The 746-nt window shown below is 66.9% G+C and carries 1 protein-coding gene; it reads right to left on the reverse strand.

Annotated features, from left to right (window positions below; translation table 11 throughout):
- The coding region (locus OO68_RS48830) for a branched-chain amino acid ABC transporter permease (protein ID WP_033314703.1) at positions 1–746 on the reverse strand (746 nt) is incomplete at both ends.

The raw sequence follows: 746 nt of genomic DNA on the forward strand, positions 1-746 counted from the left end.
CTCGGGCGCAACAACAGGATCACGATCAACAACACATAGGGCAGCAAGTCGGCCCAGGAACTGAGATAGGTCTGCACCAGCATGTAGCAGAGGCCATAGACGACGCCGCCGAGCGCGGTGCCCAGCGGGTTGCCGAGCGAGCCGAGCACGACGATCGCAAACGACGTCACCGTCGCATCGGCGCCGAACGCCGGCGTCACCGAGCCGAACATGAAGGGCGCGAACACGCCGGCAACCGCCGCGATGCCGAGCCCGATCCCGAACGCCGCAGCCGAGACGCGATCGACATCGATGCCGGTCGCCAGGGCCTCGTCACGGCGCGACATCACCGCGCGGGTCAGGGTGCCGAGCCGCGTGTGGTAGAGATAGAGGTAGACGAGCCCGATCGCGACGAGGCTCGTGATCGCCGCGATCACCCACGGCGCGGGAAAGCCCTGGCCGAAGATCTGGATCGGCCCTGTCCCGCCCGTCTTGCCGCCGAACAGCTTGACCTTGATGGTCGAGAATACGGTGCCGAGCAGCCGGCTCTGGATCGAGCGTTCGCTGGTGCCGGCGAAGATCGTGGTCACCGCCTCGATCACCTGCGACAGGCCGAAGAACAGGATGATCGACAGCATTTCCGGATTGGCCGAGCCTTGCAGCCGCGGCACCAGCACCCAGTACAGCAGCACGCCCGCCAGCACGAAGACCACGAAGGCCAGCGGCACCGCGAACAGCGGGTCGATCCCGGCGATGCCGACCACGCC

Source organism: Streptomyces iakyrus, assembly GCF_000717055.1.
GTDB lineage: Bacteria > Actinomycetota > Actinomycetes > Streptomycetales > Streptomycetaceae > Streptomyces > Streptomyces iakyrus.